This window comes from Ramlibacter agri, assembly GCF_012927085.1.
Lineage (GTDB): Bacteria > Pseudomonadota > Gammaproteobacteria > Burkholderiales > Burkholderiaceae_C > Ramlibacter > Ramlibacter agri.
In genome coordinates this window covers 3,471,405-3,485,077 of sequence record NZ_JABBFX010000001.1, presented here as the reverse complement: position 1 = coordinate 3,485,077, position 13,673 = coordinate 3,471,405, and the positions used below count along the sequence as shown (strand labels likewise).

Genomic DNA, 13,673 nt, shown 5'->3' with positions numbered 1-13,673 from the left:
GATAACGCGCCGCCATCAGCATCGGTCGCAGGAAACGCGCTGCATCGGCATCGCGTTGGCCGTCTCAGGCCGCCTTCTTGCGGCGGGCGCTGCTCTCGGCGGGAGACGTGACCTGCGCGGACGTGCGGCCGAAGCGGCGCTCGCGCTTGCCGAAATCGGCGATCGCCGCATCGATGGCGGCAGCGTCGAACTCGGGCCACAGCTTGTCGCTGAAGTACAGCTCGCTGTAGGCGGCCTGCCACATGACGAAGTTGCTGATGCGCATTTCGCCGCCGGTGCGGATCAGGAGGTCGGGGTCCGGCACGTGGGCCAGGGCCATCGCGCCGTTCAGGCTCTGCTCGGTGATGGGTTCGCCGCGCGCGGCCAGCTTGGCCGCGGCCTGGGCGATATCCCAGCGGCCGCCGTAGTTGAAGCAGATGTTGAAGGTCAGGCGCGTGTTGTGCGCCGTATTGGCCTCTGCCTGCGCCAGGCCGGCCCGCACCTTCTCGGAGAGGCCGGCGCGCTCGCCGATGAAATGGATGCGCACGCCTTCGGACTGCAGCTGCGGCACTTCGCGCGCCAGCGCCATGACCAGCAGCTCCATCAGCCCGGAGACCTCTTCCGCGGGGCGGTTCCAGTTCTCCGAGGAGAAGGCGAAGACCGTCAGCACCTTGACGCCGATGTCGCCGCAGTGGCGCACGCAGGCGCGCAGCGAGTCGACGCCCTTCTTGTGGCCGGCCACGCGCGGCAGGAAGCGCTTGGTGGCCCAGCGGCCATTGCCATCCATGACGATGGCGATGTGGTGGGGGATCTTGCCCGCGGCGGCGCTCATGGAATCGGACGGCTCGTCGTCAGACGGCCAGGATGTCCTGTTCCTTGGCGTGGACCAGGGCGTCGATCTCGGCGATGTGCTTGTCGGTCGCCTTCTGCACGTCGCCCTCGGCGCGCTTCAGGTCGTCCTCGGTCGCCGTCTTGTCCTTCACCAGCTTCTTCACGTGCTCGTTGGCGTCGCGGCGCAGGTTGCGGATGGCGATCTTGGCGTTCTCGCCCTCGTGGCGCACCAGCTTGGTCATTTCCTTGCGGCGCTCTTCCGACATCGGGGGCATCGGCACGCGCAGCAGGTCGCCCATCGAAGCCGGGTTCAGGCCCAGGTCGCTTTCGCGGATCGCCTTCTCGATCTTCGGGCCCATGCCCTTCTCGAACGGCTGGACCGAAATGGTCCGGGCATCCAGCAGGTTGACGCTGGCGACCTGGCTGATCGGCATCATGGAGCCGTAGTACTCGACCTGCACCGTGTCCAGGATGGCCGGGTTGGCGCGGCCGGTGCGGATCTTGGTCAGCGTGTTCTTGAACGCAGAAATGCTTGCGTCCATCTTGGACTGCGCGTTCTGCTTGATTTCGGGAATCGTTGTCATGGCCAGCTCCTCTTTCTCAGGCTTCAGGCGTACACCAGGGTGCCCTCGTCCTCGCCCAGCACCACGCGCTTGAGCGCCCCGTGCTTGAAGATGGAGAACACCTTGATCGGCAGCTTCTGGTCGCGGCACAGCGCGAAGGCCGTGGCGTCCATGATGCCCAGGTTGCGCTGCATCGCCTCGTCGAAGCTGAGGCGCGCATAGCGTTCGGCCTTGGGATCCTTGTGCGGGTCGGCGGTGTACACGCCGTCCACCTTCGTGGCCTTCAGCACCATCTCGGCGCCGATCTCGGCGCCGCGCAGGGCCGCGGCCGTGTCGGTGGTGAAGAAGGGGTTGCCCGTGCCGGCGGCGAAGATCACCACCTTGCCTTCTTCCAGGTACTGCAGCGCCTTGGGCCGCACGTAGGGCTCCACCACCTGCTCGATGGCGATGGCGGACATCACGCGGGAAACCAGGCCCTGCTTGTTCATCGCGTCGGACAGCGCCAGGGCGTTCATCACCGTGGCCAGCATGCCCATGTAGTCGGCGGTCGCGCGGTCCATGCCGACCGAGCCGCCGGCCACGCCGCGGAAAATGTTGCCGCCGCCGATGACGACGGCGACTTCCACCCCCATGTGCACCACCTCCGCCACTTCCTGCACCATGCGCACGATGGTCGCGCGGTTGATGCCGAAGGCGTCGTCGCCCATCAGGGCCTCACCGGACAGCTTGAGCAGGATGCGCTTGTGGGCTGGCTGGTCGGGCATGGGCGGGGATCTCCTTGGGGGATGCGGTGAGAGTGTAACTGGGGGGGAATTGGGGAGGTCCGGCGGGCATCCTGCCAGCCGGACCTGAAGCACGCCTTAAGCGGCCTGCTTGGCGGCGGCCACCTGGGCGGCCACTTCGGCGGCGAAGTCGTCCGCCTTCTTCTCGATGCCTTCGCCGACCACGTAGAGCGTGAAGCCCTTGATCGTGGTGTTGGCGGCCTTCAGCATCTGTTCGACCGTCTGCTTGTCGTTCTTGACGAACTGCTGGTTCAGCAGGGAGACCTCCTTGAGGTACTTCTGCACGGAACCTTCGATCATCTTGGCGGCGATGTCGGCCGGCTTGCCGGACTCGGCGGCCTTGGCGGTGGCAACCGAACGCTCCTTCTCGATCAGCTCGGCGGGCACGTCGGCGGACGACAGCGACACCGGCTTCATGGCGGCCACGTGCATGGCGACGTCCTTGGCAGCCACTTCGTCACCGGTGTACTCGACGACCACGCCGATGCGCGTGCCGTGCAGGTAGCTCACCAGCTTGCTGGAGCCTTCGAAGCGCTTGAAGCGGCGGAAGCTCATGTTCTCGCCGATCTTGCCGATCAGGCCCTTGCGCACGTCTTCCAGGGTCGGGCCGAAGCCGTCCTGGCTGTACGCCAGCGCGCCCAGCGCGGCGACGTCGGCCGGGTTGTTCTTCGCGATCAGTTCGGCGGCGGCGCGGGCCAGGGCCAGGAAGCTGTCGTTCTTGGTGACGAAGTCGGTTTCGCAGTTGGTTTCCAGCAGGGCGCCGGTGGTGCCCTCGATGGAAGCTGCGACCACGCCTTCGGCGGTGACGCGCGAACCGGCCTTGGCGGCCTTGCTGCCCAGCTTGACGCGCAGCAGCTCCTCGGCCTTTTCCATGTCGCCGGCGGCTTCGGTCAGGGCCTTCTTGCACTCCATCATGGGAGCGTCGGTCTTGGCGCGCAGTTCGGCGACCATGCTTGCGGTGATAGCCATCTCTATACCTCTTGTTCAGTTGATTCCGGTTGTGCGAAGGGGGCTACGAGAGCCCCCTTGGCGACGGGTCGGGCTCGTTGGCCTTACGCGGAAGCGCCTTCCTGCACTTCGACGAATTCGTCGCTGCCTTCGGCCACGGCGCGCTGCACGTCGGTCACGGCGTTCTGCTTGCCATCCAGCACGGCGTCGGCCATTTCACGCACGTACAGCGTCACGGCCTTGGCCGAGTCGTCGTTGCCGGGGATCACGTAGTCGATGCCCTCGGGCGAGTGGTTGGAGTCCACCACCGCGATGATCGGGATGCCCAGCTTCTGGGCTTCGGCCACGGCGATCTTGTGGTAGCCCACGTCGACGATGAACAGCGCGTCCGGCAGGGTGTTCATGTCCTGGATGCCGCCGATGTCCTTTTCCAGCTTGTCCAGCTCGCGCTGGAACATCAGCTGTTCCTTCTTGGACATGGCGTCCAGGCCGGCTTCCTGCTGGGCCTTCATGTCCTTCAGGCGCTTCAGGGAGGTCTTGACCGTCTTGAAGTTGGTCAGCATGCCGCCCAGCCAGCGCTGGTTCACGAAAGGCATGCCGGCGCGCTGGGCTTCGGAGGAGACCAGCTCACGGGCCTGGCGCTTGGTGCCGACGAACAGGATCGTGCCGCGGTTGGAAGCCAGCTGCTTGGCGAACTTGGTCGCCTCCTGGAACATCGGCAGCGTCTTTTCCAGGTTGATGATGTGGATCTTGTTGCGATGGCCGAAGATGAACGGCGCCATCTTGGGGTTCCAGAAGCGCGTCTGGTGTCCGAAATGGACACCGGCTTCCAGCATTTCACGCATGGTCACAGACATGGGAGCTCCGAAGGTTGGGTCTAGAATCCGGCTCGAAATCGCAACAAGAGGTTTGGTTGCGACACCTTGAGGGGACCGGATTCGCGATTTGCTTTGCTGTCAGATGGCAGCACAACATTGCGCGTGCCACCCAGCAAAACCCAAGGATTCTACCACGCCCTGCATTTGCGCGATGACACGCACCTCCGACCTGGCCGAAGCAAGGGCCGCCGCCGAGTCCACGGCTTGCCGGCACGCTTTCCTCTCCACCCGCTTTGAAGCGGCAGCTGCCGAAGCCCAGCACGTGCAGCCCGGCCTGCCGCTGGCCGGCTGGCCGGTTTCCATCAAGGACCTGTACGACTTCACGGGCGAGGTCACCCGCGCCGGCTCGGTGGCGCTGGCCGACGTGGCGCCCGCCACGGCCGACGCGCCAGCGGTCGCACGGCTGCGCGCCGCCGGCGGCCTGGTGGTGGGCCGCACCAACATGACCGAGTTCGCCTTCTCCGGCGTCGGCGTGAACCCGCACTACGGCACGCCGGCCAACCCCTGCGACGCCCGCGTCGCACGGATCCCGGGCGGCTCGTCCTCCGGCGCCGCCGTCTCGGTGGCGGCGGGCGCCGCGCGCCTGGGCCTGGGTTCCGACACCGGCGGGTCGATCCGCATCCCGGCGGCGCTGTGCGGCATCGTCGGCTTCAAGAACACCGCGCGCCTCGTCCCCACCGAAGGCGCCTTCCCGCTTTCGACGACGCTGGACACGGTGTGCGCGATGACGCGCAACGTGGCCGACACGATCTGCGCCCACGAAGTGCTGGCCGCGCGCAAGGTGGCGCGCAGCGACAAGCCGCTGAAGTCCTACCGGCTGGCCGTGGCCACGACGCAGATGCTCGATGGCTGCGACGCCACCGTGGCGCGCGCCTTCGAGCGCACGCTCAAGCGCCTGCGCGACGCCGGCGCGCAAGTCACCGAAATCCCGCTCGTGCAGATCCAGGACCTGGGCACGATCCAGTCCACCGGCGGCTTCTCCGCCGCCGAGAGCTACACCCACCATCGCCAGCTGCTGGCCGCCAGGGGCGACCAGTACGACCCGCGGGTGCGCGTCCGGATCGACAAGGGCGCGGCGATGAAGGCCTGGGAATACATCGAGCTGCACGCTGCCCGCCGCGCCTGGGAACAGGAAGTCGGCGCCGCGCTGGCGGGCTTCGACGCCGTGCTGTCGCCCACCGTGCCCATGGTCGCCCCGCCGATCGCCGAAGTCGATGCCGGCGCCGAGCGCGACGAAGCCTTCTTCCGCACCAACGCCCTGCTCCTGCGCAACACCAGCGTGGTCAACATGCTGGACGGCTGCGCCATCTCCCTGCCCTGCCAGGCGCCGGACGAGCTGCCAGTCGGCCTGATGGCCTGGCACGGGGCCCTGCGTGACGACACCATCCTCAACCTCGCATTGCAGATCGAGAATCTGCTCTCCGCCTAAATCCCCATAAGAATGAAAATCGCAATCGTGGGCGCCGGCATCATCGGCGTGACCACAGCGTACGAGCTGGCCGCCGACGGCCACGAAGTGACCGTCTACGAGCGGCACGGGGCAGCTGCGCTGGAGACCAGTTTTGCCAATGCAGGCGTCGTGGCGCCCGGCTACGTCACGCCCTGGGCCGCCCCGGGCATGCCGGCCAAGGTGGCGCGCTACCTGTTCAGCCGCCATGCACCGGTGCGCGTGTGCTGGCCGATCGCGGCGCACGAGGTGGGCTGGATGATGCGCTGGCGCCGCGCCTGCGAGCTGGACACCTACCTCGCCAACCGCGCGCGCCTGCATCGCCTGGCTTTCTACAGCCGGCACCGCCTGCACCAGCTGACCGAGGACCTGCAGCTCGAATACGACCACAGCACCGGCTACATGGTGCTGCTGCGCTCGGAGAAAGACCGCAAGCTGGTGCAACCCGGCCTGCAGGTGCTGCGCGATGCCGGCGTCAAGTTCGCCGAGGTCGACGCCGAACAGGCGCGCGTGCTGGAGCCGGCGCTGAACCCCGACACGCCCTTCGCCGGCGCCATCCACCTGCCGGACGACGAGGTGGGCAACTGCCGCCAGTTCGCGCTGCTGCTGAAGAACCAGGCGCAGGCGCTGGGCGCGAAGTTCGAGTTCAACGCCACGGTGGCGCCGCTGGATCCGGCATTGCCTACGCAGCTGCGCGTGACTCTGGGCGAGGACGCCACGCCGCAGCTGCGCCGCTTCGACGCGGTGGTGGTGTGCAGCGGCCTCGGCGCCGCAGCGCTGCTGCGGCCCGTGGGCATCAAAGTGCCGCTGGCGGCCGTGCATGGCTACTCGATCAGCGCGCCGATCCGCGAACCGCTGAACGCGCCGCGCAGCGGCCTGATGGACGAACGCTACAAGGTGTCGATCTCGCGCCTGGGCAACCGCGTGCGCGTGGCCGGCAGCGCCGAGATCGGCGGCCAGCCGAACCAGAAGCGGCCGTCGGCGATCAACACCCTCTACAAGGTGCTGGGCGACTGGTTCCCCGGCGCCGCGCAGCTGGCCAATACGGGCGCGGCGGTGCAGGAGTGGAAAGGCGCACGGCCGATGCTGCCCGATGGCCCGCCGGTGCTGGGCGCCACCCATGCGCCTGGCATCTGGGTGAACATCGGGCACGGGTCCAGCGGGTGGGCGTTGGCGTGCGGCAGTGCGCGCGCGGTGGCGGACCTGATTTCGGCGCGGCCGGCGGAAGTGGATCTGGAAGGCCTGGGCGTAGAGCGCCTCGAGTCCTGACCGGGTCGACCCGCTGCACAATGCCCCCATGCAGCGCGTCCTCCCCGATCGTCCCTGGCCCTTGCACGACCTGGCGGCCATCCGGCGCATCGAACAGCGCGCCGCTGCCGCCCTGCCCCCGCACACCTTGATGCAGCGCGCCGGCCTCGCGGTCGCGCGCCTCGCGCTCGCGCTCGCACCGCATGCGCGCACGGTCTGGGTCGCCTGCGGTCCCGGCAACAACGGCGGCGACGGCTTCGAAGCAGCGCTGCACCTGAAGGCCTGGGGCAAGGAGCCCGTCATCACCTGGCTCGGCGACGAAGCCCGGGCACCGGCCGATGCGCGCGCTTCGCTGCAGCGCGCCCGGGCCGCCGGCGTGCGCTTCGCCAGCGAGCCGCCGCCCCAATGGGATTTCGCGCTCGATGCCTTGCTGGGCATCGGCGCGGCGCGCGCGCCCGAAGGTGCGCTGGCCCCGCACATCGCCTACCTCAACACCAACAGCTCCCGCGTGCTGGCGGTGGACGTGCCCTCGGCGCTGGACGCCAACAAGGGGACGTCACTGCACGGCGCGCGCGCCGCGCACACGCTGTCGCTGCTCGCGCTGAAGCCCGGCCTGTTCACGGCGCAAGGGCGCGATGCGGCGGGCCGTGTCTGGTTCGACGACATCGGCGTGGCCACGGACGGCGAAGCGCCCTGTGCCCTGCTCTCCGGCCCGCCGCCCGAGCGGACGCGTCCGCATGCCTCGCACAAGGGCAGCTATGGGGACGTCGCCGTGATCGGTGGCGCGCCCGGCATGGCGGGCGCCGCGCTGCTGGCGGGGCGCGCCGCGTTGCACCATGGGGCTGGCCGCGTGCTGGTGGGCTTGCTCGATGAACGCATGCCGGCGCTCGACGCCGACCAGCCGGACCTGATGCTGCGCTCTTGGGACAGCCTGGCGCTGGAAGGCATGAGCGTCGCCTGCGGCTGCGGCGGCGGCGACGCCGTGCGCGCTGCGCTGCCGCGCGTGCTGTCCGCGGCGAAGGCGCTGGTGCTGGACGCCGATGCGCTCAATGCCGTCGCAACCGATCCGCAGTTGCAGGAGCTGCTCGCGGCGCGCGGGCGGCGCGGTGCGGCAACCGTGCTGACGCCGCATCCGCTGGAGGCGGCGCGGCTGCTGGGCGCCGATGCCGCCGGCGTGCAGGCGGACCGGCTGGCGGCGGCGCGCACGCTCGCCGAGCGGTTTCACGCCGTGACCTTGCTGAAGGGATCGGGGACGGTGATTGCATCACCCGGTGGTGACTTGCGGATCAACCCGACCGGCAATGCGCGGCTGGCGATTGCCGGGACGGGGGACGTGCAGGCGGGATGGGTGGCGGCGCGCCTTGCCGCCGGGGAAGCGCCGATGGATGCCGCGAGTGCGGCGGCCTGGCTGCACGGAAACGCCGCCGACCAATGGCCCGCCGATCGTCCGCTGACGGCCAACGCACTCGCCGCTTGGTGATCGCTGGGGTCGCTCGCTTCGCGCGCGAACCCAGCCTCCAGGACAAGCAGAGGATCAGCCCCGGCCCACGAACGGCATCTTGGTCGCCATCACCGTGTGGAACAGCACGTTCGCTTCCGGCGGCAGGCTGGCCATGTACAGCACCGATTCGCCGACCAGCTTCACGTCCATCACCGGTTCCACTGCGATCTCGCCATTGGCCTGCGGCACGCCGCGGGTCATGCGTTCGGCCAGCGGCGTCAACGCGTTGCCGATGTCGATCTGGCCCACCGCGATGTTGTAGCGGCGGCCGTCCAGCGCCGCGGCCTTGGTCAGGCCGGTCACCGCGTGCTTGGTGGACGTATAGGCGATCGAATGCGGCCGCGGCGCATGGGCCGAGATCGAGCCGTTGTTGATGATGCGCCCGCCCATCGGGTCCTGCGCCTTCATCACGCGGAAGGCCTGCTGGATGCCGTAGAACATGCCGCTCAGGTTGGTGTCGACCACGCGCTTCCAGTCGGCCACCGCGATGTCCTCCAGCGGCGCCGCCGCCAGGCCCATGCCGGCGTTGTTGAACAGCAGGTCCACACGGCCCCAGGCCTTCTGGGCCTGCTGGAACAGCGCCTCCACCTGCGCGGGATCCGTGACGTCGGTGGCCACCGGCAGCGCGCGGTCGCCGGCGCCGGACAGCTTGGCCGTCTCCTCCAGCGCGTCGACGCGGCGCCCGGCCAGCGCCACCTTCCAGCCGGCGCCGAGCAGCGCATGCGCCACGGCGCGGCCGATGCCGCTGCCGCCGCCGGTGACGATTGCGACCTTGCCGGCCGCCACTTGCTTGTCTGCCATCTCGGACCCCTCGAAAAAACAAAACCCGAATGCTAAGGCCAACCGGCCCCCGCTTCATTCAGGGAACGCGAGGCGTCCTGCTGCCACCCGGCGGCCGCGCGCCGCGCAGGCGCAATGCATGGAACAGGCGGTGCAGCATGATCATCAGGCCCACACCTGCGACCAGCGTCCAGGCCACCGCGTTCTCGTAGCGCTGGAGGTCGCCCAGCAGCATCTCCAGCGTGTGCCCGAGGACGTAGCCCAGCCCGCCGACGACGACGGCCCAGACCGCCGCCCCGAGTGCATTGAAGATGGCGAAGCGCCGCGCGCGCAGCCGCAGCGCGCCCATCGCGATCGGGCCCGCGATGCGCAACCCGTACATGAAGCGGATGCCGAAGACCAGGGAGGCGTCGTGGCGCCGCAGCAGCTTGCCCACGTACAGGGCGCGGGCCCGCGCCGCCGGCCAGCGCCGCAGCAGCCGCCGGCCCCAGTGGCGGCCGATCCAGAAGAAGGCCTGGTCGCCGACCGTGCCGCCGACGAAGGCGACCAGCATCACCAGCGGCAGCGACAGGTGCCCCTGGTGGGCCGCCCAGCCCGCCAGCAGCAGGATCATCTCGCCCTCCAGCAGGGTGCCCGCCAGCACGGCCGCGTAGCCGTAGGCAGCGATGAAGTCGATCAAGGACATGGCTTTGCGTCCAGCATCGGCCGGACGGTGCGCCAGGGCTTGCGTCACGTCAAGTGCCGCCGCGGTTGCGGCGGCAACGGGCTCAGCGGCGTGACTTTTTTGGCTTGCTCTTGGCCGCCGCCTTCTTGGCAGCCGCCTTCACGCCCTGCGCCGGCGGCTTCTTCTCGCCTTTGCTGGCCGCCGCCTTCTTGGCGGCGCGCTTGGCCGAGGCCTTGACCGGCACGCCCTTCTCGCTGCCGGCCGGCACGCCTTTTTCCTTCATGGCGCGCGCCGTCAGCTCCTCGCCTTCGCGCACCAGGCGGAAGTCGATCTTGCGGCCGTCGAGGTCGACGCGGCTCACCTGAATGCGCAGCCGCGTGCCGATGGCGTAGCGGATGCCGGTGCGCTCGCCGCGCAGTTCCTGCCGCGCCTCGTCGAACTTGAAATACTCGCCGCCCAGCTCGGTGATGTGCACCAGGCCCTCGACGTACATCGTGTCCAGCGTGACGAAGATGCCGAAGCTGGTGGCCGCCGTGACCACGCCGGAGTACTCCTCGCCCAGGTGGTCGCGCATGTACTTGCACTTGAGCCAGGCCTCGACGTCGCGGCTGGCTTCGTCGGCGCGGCGCTCGTTGGCGCTGCAGTGGAAGCCGGCGGCTTCCCAGGCCTGCAGCTCGCGCGAAGGCGGCGCGGCCGGCTTCTTGAGCTTCTGCGTCGGCGGCGCCACGCGCGAGGCGAGCCGGCGCGCCAGCTTCTCGTGCGCTTCGCCCGGCGTGGGCAGCGCCGGCAGCTGGTAGCGCTCCTTGGCCAGGATCGCCTTGATCACGCGGTGCACCAGCAGGTCCGGATAGCGCCGGATCGGGCTGGTGAAGTGCGTGTAGGCCTCGTAGGCCAGGCCGAAGTGGCCGCTGTTGATCGGCGTGTAGATCGCCTGCTGCATCGAGCGCAGCAGCATCGTGGAGATCTGCTGCGCGTCCGGACGCTCGCGCGTGGCTTCGGCGATCTTCTGGAACTCCGCCGGCTTCGGGTCGTCGCTGATCGTCATGCCGACGCCCAGCGCCTTCAGGTAGCCGCGCAGGACCTCCTTCTTCTCCGGCGTCGGGCCTTCGTGCACGCGGTACAGCCCGGGCACCTCGGCCTGCTGGATGAAGTCCGCCGCGCAGACGTTGGCGGCCAGCATGGCCTCCTCGATCAGCTTGTGGGCGTCGTTGCGCACCCGCGGCACGATCTGCTCGATGCGGCCGTTCTCGTCGCAGATGATCTGCGTCTCGGTCGTCTCGAAGTCCACTGCGCCGCGCACGTTGCGCGCCTTCAGCAGCGCGCGATAGACGTCGTGCAGGTTCAGGAAGTGCGGCACCAGGTCCTTGCGGCGCACCGCTTCCGGCCCGCGGGTGTTGCCCAGGATGGACGCGACCTCGGTGTAGGTCATGCGCGCATTGCTGTGCATGACGGCGGGGTAGAACTGGTAGGCGTGGATGTCGCCGGCGGCGGTGATCAGCATGTCGCAGACCATGCAGAGGCGATCCACCTCCGGGTTCAGCGAACACAGGCCGTTGGACAGCTTTTCCGGCAGCATCGGGATGACGCGGCGCGGGAAGTAGACGCTGGTCGCGCGGTCATACGCGTCGACGTCGATCGCGTTGCCGGTTTCCACGTAGTGGCTGACGTCGGCGATGGCGACCAGCAGGCGCCAGCCCTTGCCGCGGCCGACGCGCGCCGGCTCGCAATAGACGGCGTCGTCGAAATCGCGCGCGTCCTCGCCGTCGATGGTGACCAGCGGCACGTCGGTGAGGTCGACGCGCTTCTTGCGGTCCTGCGCCCGCACCTTGTCCGGCAGCGAGCGCGCCTGGGCGATGCAGGCCTCGGAGAATTCGTGCGGCACGCCGTACTTGCGCACCGCGATCTCGATCTCCATGCCGGGGTCGTCGATCTCGCCCAGGATTTCCTTCACGCGGCCCACGGGCTGCCCGTACAGGCTGGGCGGCTCGGTCAGTTCGACCACCACCACCTGGCCCGACTTCGCGAGGCCGGTCGCGCCCTTGGGGATCAGCACGTCCTGGCCGTAGCGCTTGTCTTCGGGCGCGACGAGCCAGACGCCGCTTTCGTGCAGCAGGCGGCCGATGATGGGATGCGGCGGCCGCTCCACGATCTCGACGACGCGGCCTTCGGGCCGGCCCTTGCGGTCGTGGCGCACGATGCGCGCCTTGACGCGGTCGCGGTGCAGCACCGCGCGCATCTCGTTGGGGGGCAGGTAGATGTCGGCCTCGCCGTCATCGCGCACCACGTAGCCGTGGCCGTCGCGATGTCCCTGGATGACTCCCTCGATCTCGTCGAGGAGCCCGGTGCCGTTGTTTCGCTCTATGTTTTTGCTATACAATCTTGTTTTTCCTGAAATGCCCAGGTGGCGGAATTGGTAGACGCACTAGTTTCAGGTACTAGCGGGTAACTCCGTGGAGGTTCGAGTCCTCTCCTGGGCACCAAATCAGCCGGCAGAGCCGGCTTTTTTGTGGCCAGTCGCGGCCTCGAACGTGTCCGTGGAGGCTCGAGTCCTCTCCTGGGCACCAACCAACAGGTTGGACAGACGAATGATAAAGCCGGCGCCAGCCGGCTTTGTTGTTTTTGCAGAGATAAAAAGAAACGCCGCGATAGCGCGGCGTTTCCTCAGATCGGTTCGGCAATGAGATCGTGCCCTTCGGTGCCCACGATCCGGGCCTTCGTGAACTCCCCCACCGCCAGACGCTTGCTGATCTTCTGCGGCGGCAGCAGCCGCACGGTGCCGTCGATCTCCGGTGCGTCGGCGTAGGAGCGGCCCACGCCACCCTTCTTGCCGAGCGCGGGCGCGGAATCCACCAGCACCTGCATCGTCGCGCCGATGCGGCGCTCCAGCTTCTTCGCCGACACCTCTTCGGCCACGGCCATGAAGCGCGCGCGGCGCTCCTCGCGCACTTCCTGCGGCAGCATGCCGGGGATGTCGTTGGCGGCGGCGCCTTCCACCGGGCTGTAGGCAAAGCAGCCGGCACGGTCGATCTGCGCCTCGCGCACGAAATCGAGCAGGTGCTGGAACTCCTCCTCGGTCTCGCCCGGGAAGCCGGCGATGAAGGTGCTGCGCACGGTCAATTCCGGACAGATCTCGCGCCAGCGTGCGATGCGCTCCAGGTTCTTCTCGCCGCTGGCGGGGCGCTTCATCCGGCGCAGCACGTCGGGATGGCTGTGCTGGAAAGGCACGTCCAGGTAAGGCAGCACCTTGCCTTCGGCCATCAGCGGGATCACCTCGTCGACGCTGGGGTACGGGTACACATAGTGCAGGCGGACCCAGGCGCCGTAGGGCTCGGCCATCTCGCCCAGGGCCTGCACCAGTTCCAGCATGCGCGTCTTCACCGGGCGGCCGTCGTAGAAGCCCGTGCGGTATTTCACGTCCACGCCGTAGGCGGAGGTGTCCTGGCTGATCACCAGCAGTTCCTTCACGCCGCCTTCGAACAGCGCCCGCGCTTCCTTCAGCACGTCGCCGATGGGCCGGCTCACCAGGTCGCCGCGCATCGAGGGGATGATGCAGAAGGTGCAGCGGTGGTTGCAGCCTTCGGAAATCTTCAGGTAGGCGTAGTGCTTGGGCGTGAGCTTGACGCCGGCGGCGGGAACGAGGTCGATGAAGGGATCGTGCGGCTTGGGCAGGTGCGCGTGCACCGCGTCCATCACCTCCTGCGTCGCGTGCGGGCCGGTCACGGCCAGCACGGCCGGGTGGATCTCCTTGACCATGTTGTCGGTCTTGTCGCCTGCGCGCGCGCCCAGGCAGCCGGTGACGATGACCTTGCCGTTGGCGGCCAGCGCCTCGCCGATGGTGTCCAGGCTTTCCTTGACCGCGTCGTCGATGAAGCCGCAGGTGTTCACGATCACCAGGTCCGCGCCTTCGAAGGTCTTGGACGTGGTGTAGCCCTCCGCGCTGAGCTGCGTGAGGATCAGTTCGGAATCGGTGAGGGCCTTGGGGCAGCCGAGGCTGACGAAGCCGACTTTGGGGAGCATGGACGCCTTCTCAGTCGCGCCTGGCAGGCAGGCGC

General features: G+C 68.6%; 12 protein-coding genes and 1 tRNA gene. 4 read left to right on the top strand and 9 right to left on the bottom strand.

The genetic code is table 11. From position 1 onward, the window contains the following. Positions 1–64: 64 nt before the first annotated feature. From uppS to rpsB, 5 genes are all read right to left on the bottom strand, one after another. Complete coding sequence (gene uppS, locus HHL11_RS16990) at positions 65–811, bottom strand: polyprenyl diphosphate synthase (RefSeq protein WP_169419518.1); 747 nt, start codon at positions 809–811, stop codon at positions 65–67. 19 nt (positions 812–830) lie between these two features. Next, on the bottom strand, positions 831–1,394 hold the full coding sequence (gene frr, locus HHL11_RS16985) for a ribosome recycling factor (protein WP_169419517.1): 564 nt from the start codon (positions 1,392–1,394) through the stop codon (positions 831–833). Positions 1,395–1,417: 23 nt separating this feature from the next. Next, a complete protein-coding gene (gene pyrH / locus HHL11_RS16980; protein ID WP_169419516.1) occupies positions 1,418–2,137 on the bottom strand; it encodes a UMP kinase in 720 nt (239 codons plus the stop codon). 96 nt (positions 2,138–2,233) lie between these two features. Beyond that, positions 2,234–3,124, bottom strand: a complete 891-nt coding sequence (tsf, locus tag HHL11_RS16975) for a translation elongation factor Ts (RefSeq protein WP_169419515.1) — start codon at positions 3,122–3,124, stop codon at positions 2,234–2,236. Positions 3,125–3,207: 83 nt separating this feature from the next. After that, positions 3,208–3,960, bottom strand: coding sequence for a 30S ribosomal protein S2 (rpsB, locus tag HHL11_RS16970; protein ID WP_169419514.1), 753 nt, complete (start codon positions 3,958–3,960; stop codon positions 3,208–3,210). Between the two features lie 172 nt (positions 3,961–4,132). Between rpsB and HHL11_RS16965 the strand changes: the two genes are divergently transcribed. The 3 genes from HHL11_RS16965 to HHL11_RS16955 are packed head-to-tail and all read left to right on the top strand — an operon-like array spanning position 4,133 to position 8,156. After that, positions 4,133–5,410: an amidase gene (locus HHL11_RS16965; protein ID WP_169419513.1), complete on the top strand. Its 1,278-nt coding sequence runs from the start codon at positions 4,133–4,135 to the stop codon at positions 5,408–5,410. A gap of 12 nt (positions 5,411–5,422) precedes the next feature. After that, positions 5,423–6,697, top strand: coding sequence for a D-amino acid dehydrogenase (locus HHL11_RS16960; protein WP_169419512.1), 1,275 nt, complete (start codon positions 5,423–5,425; stop codon positions 6,695–6,697). 28 nt (positions 6,698–6,725) lie between these two features. Further along, the gene (locus HHL11_RS16955) at positions 6,726–8,156 is read left to right on the top strand and encodes an NAD(P)H-hydrate dehydratase (RefSeq protein ID WP_169419511.1); all 1,431 of its coding nucleotides are present in this window, start codon (positions 6,726–6,728) and stop codon (positions 8,154–8,156) included. A gap of 54 nt (positions 8,157–8,210) precedes the next feature. On the opposite strand, the gene HHL11_RS16950 is transcribed toward HHL11_RS16955, so the two are convergent. The 3 genes from HHL11_RS16950 to rnr all read right to left on the bottom strand — a co-directional run bounded on the left by HHL11_RS16950 (position 8,211) and on the right by rnr (position 11,998). Next, complete coding sequence (locus tag HHL11_RS16950) at positions 8,211–8,978, bottom strand: SDR family oxidoreductase (RefSeq protein ID WP_169419510.1); 768 nt, start codon at positions 8,976–8,978, stop codon at positions 8,211–8,213. A 58-nt stretch (positions 8,979–9,036) separates the two neighbouring features. After that, positions 9,037–9,642 (bottom strand): DedA family protein, encoded by a 606-nt coding sequence (locus HHL11_RS16945; protein WP_169419509.1) that lies wholly within the window; start codon positions 9,640–9,642, stop codon positions 9,037–9,039. Between the two features lie 82 nt (positions 9,643–9,724). Further along, positions 9,725–11,998 (bottom strand): ribonuclease R, encoded by a 2,274-nt coding sequence (gene rnr, locus HHL11_RS16940; protein WP_169419508.1) that lies wholly within the window; start codon positions 11,996–11,998, stop codon positions 9,725–9,727. 18 nt (positions 11,999–12,016) lie between these two features. Between rnr and HHL11_RS16935 the strand changes: the two genes are divergently transcribed. Beyond that, positions 12,017–12,101, top strand: a tRNA-Leu gene (locus HHL11_RS16935). A 181-nt stretch (positions 12,102–12,282) separates the two neighbouring features. Here HHL11_RS16935 and rimO read toward each other — a convergent pair. Then, positions 12,283–13,638 carry a 30S ribosomal protein S12 methylthiotransferase RimO gene (gene rimO, locus HHL11_RS16930; RefSeq protein WP_169419507.1) on the bottom strand — a complete coding sequence of 452 codons (1,356 nt, stop codon included), beginning with the start codon at positions 13,636–13,638 and terminating at the stop codon, positions 12,283–12,285. Between the last annotated feature and the right edge of the window lie 35 nt (positions 13,639–13,673).

Bases quoted from the DNA above. Each gene is read 5' to 3' on its own strand.
- HHL11_RS16950 (WP_169419510.1), bottom strand. From the start codon at position 8,978: ATGGCAGACAAGCAAGTGGCGGCCGGCAAGGTCGCAATCGTCACCGGC.
- HHL11_RS16965 (WP_169419513.1), top strand. From the start codon at position 4,133: ATGACACGCACCTCCGACCTGGCCGAAGCAAGGGCCGCCGCCGAGTCC.
- tsf (WP_169419515.1), bottom strand. From the start codon at position 3,124: ATGGCTATCACCGCAAGCATGGTCGCCGAACTGCGCGCCAAGACCGAC.
- HHL11_RS16955 (WP_169419511.1), top strand. From the start codon at position 6,726: ATGCAGCGCGTCCTCCCCGATCGTCCCTGGCCCTTGCACGACCTGGCG.
- frr (WP_169419517.1), bottom strand. From the start codon at position 1,394: ATGACAACGATTCCCGAAATCAAGCAGAACGCGCAGTCCAAGATGGAC.
- uppS (WP_169419518.1), bottom strand. From the start codon at position 811: ATGAGCGCCGCCGCGGGCAAGATCCCCCACCACATCGCCATCGTCATG.
- HHL11_RS16960 (WP_169419512.1), top strand. From the start codon at position 5,423: ATGAAAATCGCAATCGTGGGCGCCGGCATCATCGGCGTGACCACAGCG.
- rimO (WP_169419507.1), bottom strand. From the start codon at position 13,638: ATGCTCCCCAAAGTCGGCTTCGTCAGCCTCGGCTGCCCCAAGGCCCTC.
- pyrH (WP_169419516.1), bottom strand. From the start codon at position 2,137: ATGCCCGACCAGCCAGCCCACAAGCGCATCCTGCTCAAGCTGTCCGGT.
- HHL11_RS16945 (WP_169419509.1), bottom strand. From the start codon at position 9,642: ATGTCCTTGATCGACTTCATCGCTGCCTACGGCTACGCGGCCGTGCTG.
- rpsB (WP_169419514.1), bottom strand. From the start codon at position 3,960: ATGTCTGTGACCATGCGTGAAATGCTGGAAGCCGGTGTCCATTTCGGA.